Origin of the sequence: Parafrankia sp. EUN1f (assembly GCF_000177675.1) — a bacterium.
Lineage (GTDB): Bacteria > Actinomycetota > Actinomycetes > Frankiales > Frankiaceae > Parafrankia.
In genome coordinates this window covers 22,131-28,994 of the sequence record NZ_ADGX01000110.1, presented here as the reverse complement: position 1 = coordinate 28,994, position 6,864 = coordinate 22,131, and the positions used below count along the sequence as shown (strand labels likewise).

Annotated in this window: 6 protein-coding genes and 1 pseudogene; 3 read left to right on the top strand and 4 right to left on the bottom strand. The window is 69.7% G+C overall.

Annotated elements, in window-relative coordinates; all coding sequences use genetic code 11:
• On the bottom strand, positions 1-702 hold a 702-nt coding region (locus tag FREUN1FDRAFT_RS26815; protein WP_006543412.1), incomplete at its 3' end, for an ABC transporter substrate-binding protein.
• Positions 703-810: 108 nt separating this feature from the next.
• Positions 811-1,599: an NUDIX hydrolase gene (locus FREUN1FDRAFT_RS26810; RefSeq protein WP_035953676.1), complete on the bottom strand. Its 789-nt coding sequence runs from the start codon at positions 1,597-1,599 to the stop codon at positions 811-813.
• A gap of 332 nt (positions 1,600-1,931) precedes the next feature.
• On the opposite strand from FREUN1FDRAFT_RS26810, the gene FREUN1FDRAFT_RS26805 reads away from it, so the two are divergent.
• Positions 1,932-2,771 (top strand): RluA family pseudouridine synthase, encoded by an 840-nt coding sequence (locus FREUN1FDRAFT_RS26805; protein ID WP_006543410.1) that lies wholly within the window; start codon positions 1,932-1,934, stop codon positions 2,769-2,771.
• Between the two features lie 349 nt (positions 2,772-3,120).
• Here FREUN1FDRAFT_RS26805 and FREUN1FDRAFT_RS26800 read toward each other — a convergent pair whose 3' ends face one another.
• The gene (locus FREUN1FDRAFT_RS26800) at positions 3,121-3,612 is read right to left on the bottom strand and encodes a transcriptional regulator (protein WP_232295424.1); all 492 of its coding nucleotides are present in this window, start codon (positions 3,610-3,612) and stop codon (positions 3,121-3,123) included.
• A gap of 335 nt (positions 3,613-3,947) precedes the next feature.
• On the opposite strand from FREUN1FDRAFT_RS26800, the pseudogene FREUN1FDRAFT_RS48230 reads away from it, so the two are divergent.
• A pseudogene (locus FREUN1FDRAFT_RS48230) lies at positions 3,948-4,074 on the top strand (ArsR family transcriptional regulator); the annotation flags it as partial.
• 23 nt (positions 4,075-4,097) lie between these two features.
• Here the strand turns inward: FREUN1FDRAFT_RS48230 and FREUN1FDRAFT_RS26795 are convergent.
• Positions 4,098-4,433, bottom strand: coding sequence for a YnfA family protein (locus FREUN1FDRAFT_RS26795; protein WP_006543408.1), 336 nt, complete (start codon positions 4,431-4,433; stop codon positions 4,098-4,100).
• An 857-nt stretch (positions 4,434-5,290) separates the two neighbouring features.
• On the opposite strand from FREUN1FDRAFT_RS26795, the gene FREUN1FDRAFT_RS26790 reads away from it, so the two are divergent.
• The gene (locus tag FREUN1FDRAFT_RS26790) at positions 5,291-6,835 is read left to right on the top strand and encodes a hypothetical protein (RefSeq protein WP_006543407.1); all 1,545 of its coding nucleotides are present in this window, start codon (positions 5,291-5,293) and stop codon (positions 6,833-6,835) included.
• Positions 6,836-6,864: the final 29 nt, after the last annotated feature.

Below are 6,864 nucleotides of genomic sequence, written 5' to 3'. Positions count from 1 at the left end.
GTTCCAGTCGATGACGCTGAGATCCCGGGAGGTGTAAAGCTTGCCGGTCTTCGGGTTCACCGCCTCGAGAATCTGGGCGTACTCGTTGTAGCTCATCGCCGCGCCGGCATCGATGGCACCGGAGAGCAACGCCTTCACGTCGAAATCCTGCTGCACCAGGGTGACGTCCGCCCCCGGGTCGAGGCCGGCACCGGTGATACCGGCGAACAGCTCGTACTCGTTACCGAAACCCCAGGTCCCGACGCGGCGGCCGCGCAGGTCCGCCGGTTTCTCGATCCCCGCGTCGGCGAAGCTCACCTGCCAGCTTCCCGAACGCTGGAAGATCTGGCCGACCTCGGTGATCCGCGCGCCCTGCTCCCGCGAGGCGAGTGCCTTGGGGACCCAGGCCACCGCGAAGTCGGCCTTGCCTTCGGCCAGCACGGTCTGCGGAACGATCTCGGTGCCGCCCTGGAGGATCTCGACGGTCAGGCCGACGTCCGTGTAGAAGCCCTTGTCCCGGGCCGCGATGTACCCGGCGAACTGCGCCTGGGTGAACCACTGCAACTGCAGGCGCACACGGGTGAGACCGCCGGCGACGCCCTCGCCGTTCCCGCTGCCCTGACCACCCTTGCCGTGCTGGCTGGCACGGTCGGGCCCGCAGGCCGCGATCAGGACCGCGGCGACCAGCGCCGCGGCGACTCCCGCCGCAAGACGTCTTCCCATCGCGCCCGCCCCTCCGCACGCACCGAATGGAAATGGCTCAGTCTCCCGAAGGCACCCGGGCGGCGTGCGGGCGGCGTCCGTTCGACTCGACGGCCGGCCGAGAACCGCTCACTCGGTCGATTCGGTGCGCTGCGCCGCACCCGCCGGAGCCGACGAAACCGCGGGTGCAGCGGGCGTCAGATAGCCGTGTTCGAGGTAGCCGGCTCCGCCGTGCCCCGCCCGCAGACCGGCCGCCGCCCGCACCCGGCGCGCATGCAGGACGGGAAGCTTCTCCCCCACGTCCGACAGCGGCGTGAAGGCGCAGTTGATGATCTCGTTCATGTCCAGCCGGATCCGCTCCCGCCAGTCGGACGGAAGCAGACCGCCGTCAAAGACGAAAAGCAGCATGTCCCCGGTGTGCTCGTCCGAGGCCCAGTCCACCACGAGCAGTGAACCGATCGGCGGCACAATGCCGATCTCCTCCTCGACCTCGCGGACGCAGGCCGCGTACGGCGATTCACCGGGCTCGATGAACCCCCCGGGGATGTCCCACCCGGGCTTGTAGGAGGGTTCCACCAGCAACACGCGGCCCTCCTCGTCGAAGAAGAGCGCGCCGGCGGCCGCCCGCGGCCGGGCCATCGGCGGGCCGACGCTCCCGTTCTCGCCGGCCACGAACCAGTCGACGCTCTCGACGGGCGCCACGACCTCGACCGAAGGAACGACCTCGACCGATGGCACGACCTCGACCGAAGGCACGACGTCCATCGACGGCGCGGCGTCGCCGGCAGCGTTACGGGCACCCGCTGTCGGGACGCGGCTCGGCCTGGTGGCAGGCGCGCGTCCCTCGATCTCCGCGGACGACGCCACCGGCTGGTAGGGCACCGAGGCGGTCAACCCCGGCGCACGCGAAGCACTCACCGAAGGTGACGAGTCGTCTGCTTGGCGGGAGCCGGCAGTCATGATGGTCCCTTCTGCCGCTACGGGCGAACTAGCTGGTACTGGGCTTACTACACGAATCGGCCAACAATTTCCGACATCAGGTCGCGCGCAGTCGGCCCGGAGTGTCGGGCCCGGCCCCACTCCAGCTCCAAGCTCGGCGTAGTCGCCCAGCCCCCGGCTCGCTCGGGAAACATCGGCAGCCCATGCCAGCCAGAGTGGAGCTCCTCCTTCCAGCAGGTTCCCGTTCGTCGAGTTGCCGTGTGGCGAATACTTGAATTGTGAGCATCAGCACTGTGGGGATGGGTGGTCGCGTGACGGAGTGGACAACGATCCGGGAGGAGCACAAGATCTTCGAGGACGAGGCTGTGCTCGCGTTGGACAAGCCGGTCGGTGTGGCCGTCATGGGTGAGCGCCACGACACGGATCTGGTGTCCATGGCCCGGGAGGCCGGCGAGGAGCTGTTCCCCGCCCACCGCATCGACAAGGTCACCTCGGGCGTCGTCCTGTTCGCCAAGCAGCTGCGCCACCACGGCGACCTCACCCGGCAGTTCAACCGGCGCACGGTGGACAAGACCTACCTCGCGCTGACCCGTACCCATGGCATCCCGGCCACGGCGACGATCGACCTGCCGCTCAGCGTCGGCCGCAAGAACCGGGTGCGGATCGCCGCCAACCGCGCTGACATCGTCACCGTCACGGCGGACGCCGGTCCAGCCGACACCACCGGGGCCAGCACAGCCGCGGCGGCACCCGACCCCGAGGCCGCCCCCTGGCTGTGGACGGTGCCCACGGCCAAGACGTTCCCGCACGTGCGGACCTATCCGTCGGTCACCCACCTCGCGCGGTTGTGGGAGGGCACCGAGCACACGTTGGTCGCGGCGCATCCGGTCAGCGGCCGGCGGCATCAGATCCGCGTCCACCTCGCCTGGGTCGGGCATCCCATCGAGGGAGATCCACTCTTCGAGCGCGCGCCGACGACCCGCACCTTCCTGCACGCCTGGCGCCTCGCCTTCGACGCGGGCTGGGATGGTGGCCGCCGGATGGTCGTCGAGGCCGTCCCAGGCCCGGACTTCTGGCGCTCGCTCGACGGCGAGGATGCCGCCATCGCCGCGGCGAGCCTCACCGGGTTCAACGCTCCGGCCACGTTCTGACGCCTCAGCAGGCAGCCCGGACGCCGGCTCCTCGACGGAGCAGGGCCGGGCGCGCGGCGGGCAGAGCCGGGAGACGTGGGTGGCGGGCCGGCAGCACCGCCTGACGTCCTCGCTCCCGGACTTTCAGCGCTCTCACCAGCCCCTGGCTCTCCACGGAGGCGGCGTCGCGCAGCAGGCAGCTCGGGCGGTCGGGCGGTCGGGCGGTCGGGCGGTCGGGCGGTCGGGCGGTCGGGCGGTCGGGCGGTCGGGCGCACGATGAGCAGGTCCGACCGGCGTCTGCGGAAATGCCGGCCGCCGGGCCCGGCTCCCCCCTCCTGGGGGCCGGGCCCGGCGGCGTGGTGGGCAGCGGTCAGCGCACGCTGATCTTCGCGCCCAGGTTCTTGAGCTGCGCGCTCGGAGCGGCGACCGGCTTGACGCCCTTCCGGAAGGTGATGGTGACGCTGTTGCCGGACACCGTCGAACCCTTCCCGCCCACGACCACTCGAACCGTGCCGAGGCCGGCCGGCTTCTTCGCGTTCGCTGCGCTCAGTGCGGAGACGTCCAGCGTGGTGCCGACCGGAACCGTCACCACGATGTGGGTGGCGGTCTTCTGGTTCAGCGTGTAGACGCCCACGGTGGCGCCGGTGGTCACGTTCTTGACCAGAATCGCCCGGGCGCCGGCGGGCACGGCGCTCTGCGCGATGGTGATGTCGAGCCGGACGTTGGCCTTGACCGGTGCGACGTGCGCGGTCACGGCCTCCTTGGCCGGGGGCGCCGTCGTGGCGGCGCTCGCCGGCAGCGCAAGGGAGACGGCGGCCGCCGAGCCGGCCATCGCGACGGCAATGCTGCGGCGTACATTCATCGAAACTCGCATCGACTTCAGACCTCCATTGTCTGGAACGAATTCCGACCGACTGCCGGAAATCACGTCGCTGATGGCGCCGAATCGCCCTGTTATTCAAGGGCCCGCCTTTTCGTCCCGCGACGGTCGTCACGCTAGTTTTCGATTCTGTGTGCCCTCGATGGCGAACCTTTGACAAAGCTGTGTCGGCCAACCCACCGAGCCGGCCCATGCCCTGGCCAGCGCCGGCGAGCAGCGCGGCGACGACGAGAGCCGGCACAGCACGGGCATGGACCGCCACGACCAGTGCGTCCGCGCTGGCCGTGGCGGTCAGCGCACCAGCCAGCAGCACGGCAGTGCTTCGCCAGCGCCAGTACGGTCTGGAACGCCGCAGCCACGTTCGCGTCGACGATCTCGACGCACTTTCCCGGCCTGCTCGACCTCGTCGCCGCCTGGTCTCCCCCTGACGCCGAGCCAAGCTGACGGACGCCGGGCAGAGCTGACGATCAGCCGCCGCGGGGCGCGTACATGATGATCGCCATACCGACGAGGCAGACGGCGGCGCCGGCGAGATCAAAACGGTCCGGGCGGTAGCCGTCAGCGACGATCCCCCACCCGATCGAGCCGGCGACGAAGACCCCTCCATAAGCGGCGAGGATGCGGCCGAACTCGCCGTCCGGCTGCAGGGTGGCAACGAACCCGTAAAGCCCGAGCGCGATGACGCCGGCACCCACCCACAGCAGGCCACGATGCTCGCGCGTCCCCTGCCACACGAGCCAGGCGCCACCGATCTCGAACAGCGCGGCGACGACGAACAGGGCGACGGAGCGGGCGACGGTCACGGGCGCTCGGCTCTCCTCGTGCTCGGGGACCCGCCCCGACCATAACGGCCGGCACGGGAGGTGGTGGTCACCGGCGGCCGCCGCGGGGCGGGGGCGTTGTGGGTGCTTCGCTCGCCGGAAGGACCATCGTTACCGCCGTGGCCGAGCCGGCCACGGCGACGGCAACACTGCGGCGCATAGCCCTGGAAACGCGCTGATACCCACCGGATGAAGCTCGCGTTGGCAGTCGACCACGACCCCCGCCTTTTCGGAAGGTCCCGCCACCCCCACACCGGAAGGCGACACCAAAACCTTACCAAAAATTGTGATCACTATCACATACCATTCGGCTCGTAGCTCTCCGTTAATCTTGCACCATTGCGCCGGACGGGCCTCACAGCCCACTCACAGGTAGACATGCGCAGGTCAAGACCCTCCACACCAGACCAGCCCGGATGGATCGCCCCGACAAAGCCCCCCGCCGCACCTATACGGCCCGTTACCTACATCGGCGAAATGGCGCACGTTCCCTCGCTTGCGTAAGGAACAGCACACCGATAGGTTTCCGATGTTCGATCGCGCCTCGGTCGAATACTCCGCCATTCGGGACCTGAGGCCGGTTTTTCTCCGGCGAGAGGCCACGCGACCGTACCCTTAAGGGACTGCCTGATGGTCGGCCTGATCTCATGCGCTCCGCTACTCACCGGCCGGTCACGTTCGAACCCAGCTGTAACCGGTGCTGCCTCTCCACCCGCCCTCGCGGTCGGCGGGAACAGTGAGCCTTTTCCATCCCACGGTGCACGGTGAGGGATGCCGAAGGTCGGAGCCGGCGACGGAACATCCCCGGTCTCCGCGGGCGCTTCGAAGGGCGTTGGACCGTGCGCACGGTCCGGGAGCATGTTCTGCTTCTCGTATTACTGGTGGCCGGAACGGCGGTCCGGCTCGCCGCGGTGACAGGGTATCGCCCGGCGCTCTGGTTCAACGACAGCTACGAGTACGTGGCAGGCGCGCTGCGCCCGGAGCCCTATGTGGTCCGGCCGTCGGGTTACAGCTTCTTCCTCCGCGCCCTCGAGCCCTTTCACAGCTTCGAGCTGGTGGTTCTCCTCCAGCATGCCCTTGGCCTCGCCATCGGCGTCGCGGTCTATGCGCTCCTGCTCAGGCTGGGCGCGCCCGCCTGGGCCGCGGCGATCGGGGCCGCTCCCCAACTGCTGGACGCCTATCAGATCGAGCTCGAGCATCTCGTGCTCTCGGAAACGGTCTTCACGGCGCTTCTGATGACAGCGGTGCTCTGCCTGCTCTGGCAGCGATCGATCAGCGTGCCGTCCGCGGTGGTGGCGGGGCTCGCGCTGGCGCTGGCAGCGGTGACTCGTTCGGTGGGCCTTCCGCTCGCCCTGGCCGCCACGATCTGGCTGCTCGCCCGGCGACCTGCCTGGAAAAGCATGGCCGCTTTCGGGCTGACGCTCGCCGTGCCGGTGCTCGCCTACTGCTCCTGGCATCGGGCCGAGCACGGGAGTTTCGCAACCTCGGGTAGCACCGGTGTTTTCCTCTACAGCCGGACCGCCACCTTTGCCGACTGCGCCGTGATGAAGCCGCCCGCCGAGCTCCGGCCGTTATGCCCCACCGAGCCGACCGACCAGCGAAATCCCCCGTCGGACTACATCTGGCATGGCGACAGCCCGCTGGCCGGCATCCCCGGCCCCATCTTCGACCCGGCGAAGGAGGAACTCGCCCGGGATTTCGCCGTCCACGCCGTTCTCGCCCAGCCTCTGGACTACCTGGATGTCGTCGGGCGGGATTTCATGCGGACGTTTGAGTCCCGCCTGGAGGACTACCCCAGCCGTTCGGTCGCCGAACGGTACCTTTTCGGCTCCCCGACCCCGTCGATGACGCGCAAGGACCGCGAGGCGGCGGACCTGCGCACCTACGAGCACGGGGAGTTCGCGACGACCGCGCACGAGCCGACGGCTGGCTGGCTGGTGACGTACCAGCGTCATGCGGCGCTTCCCGCGCCAGCCCTGGGTCTCCTGCTCGTCCTCGGTCTGGTCGGCACGGTCTGCGGGTTTCTCCGGGTCCGGCCGCTTGCCGCCCCGCTCCTGCTCCTCAGCGGCCTGGCCACCCTGACCCTCCTGTTGCCGCCCGCCACTGCCGGCTTCGACTACCGCTACGTCCCACCCGCGTTTCCGTTTCTCGGCGCGGCGGCGGTCGCCGGCGCCCTCTGCCTGGTCCGACTGATCAGGCGCGGAGCCAGCGTCATCGCGGGCACACCTGCGCAGCCAGACGAACCCGCGCGGCCCGAGCAGCCCGAGCAGCCCGAGCTGGGAGAAGAGCCCGCGCGGCCGAAGGAGCCGGCGCAGGCGGACGAACCGGACGACGGCGGCGCGCAGACCAACCCGATTCCCAGCACCGGCGTATCTGTCTCCTGACCGGCTCCTGTCCGGAGCGACACCGGTAT

What these genes read in the sequence shown, in the direction of transcription:
- FREUN1FDRAFT_RS26800 (WP_232295424.1), bottom strand. Translation starts at nt 3,612, where the DNA reads ATGAATGTACGCCGCAGCATTGCCGTCGCGATGGCCGGCTCGGCGGCC.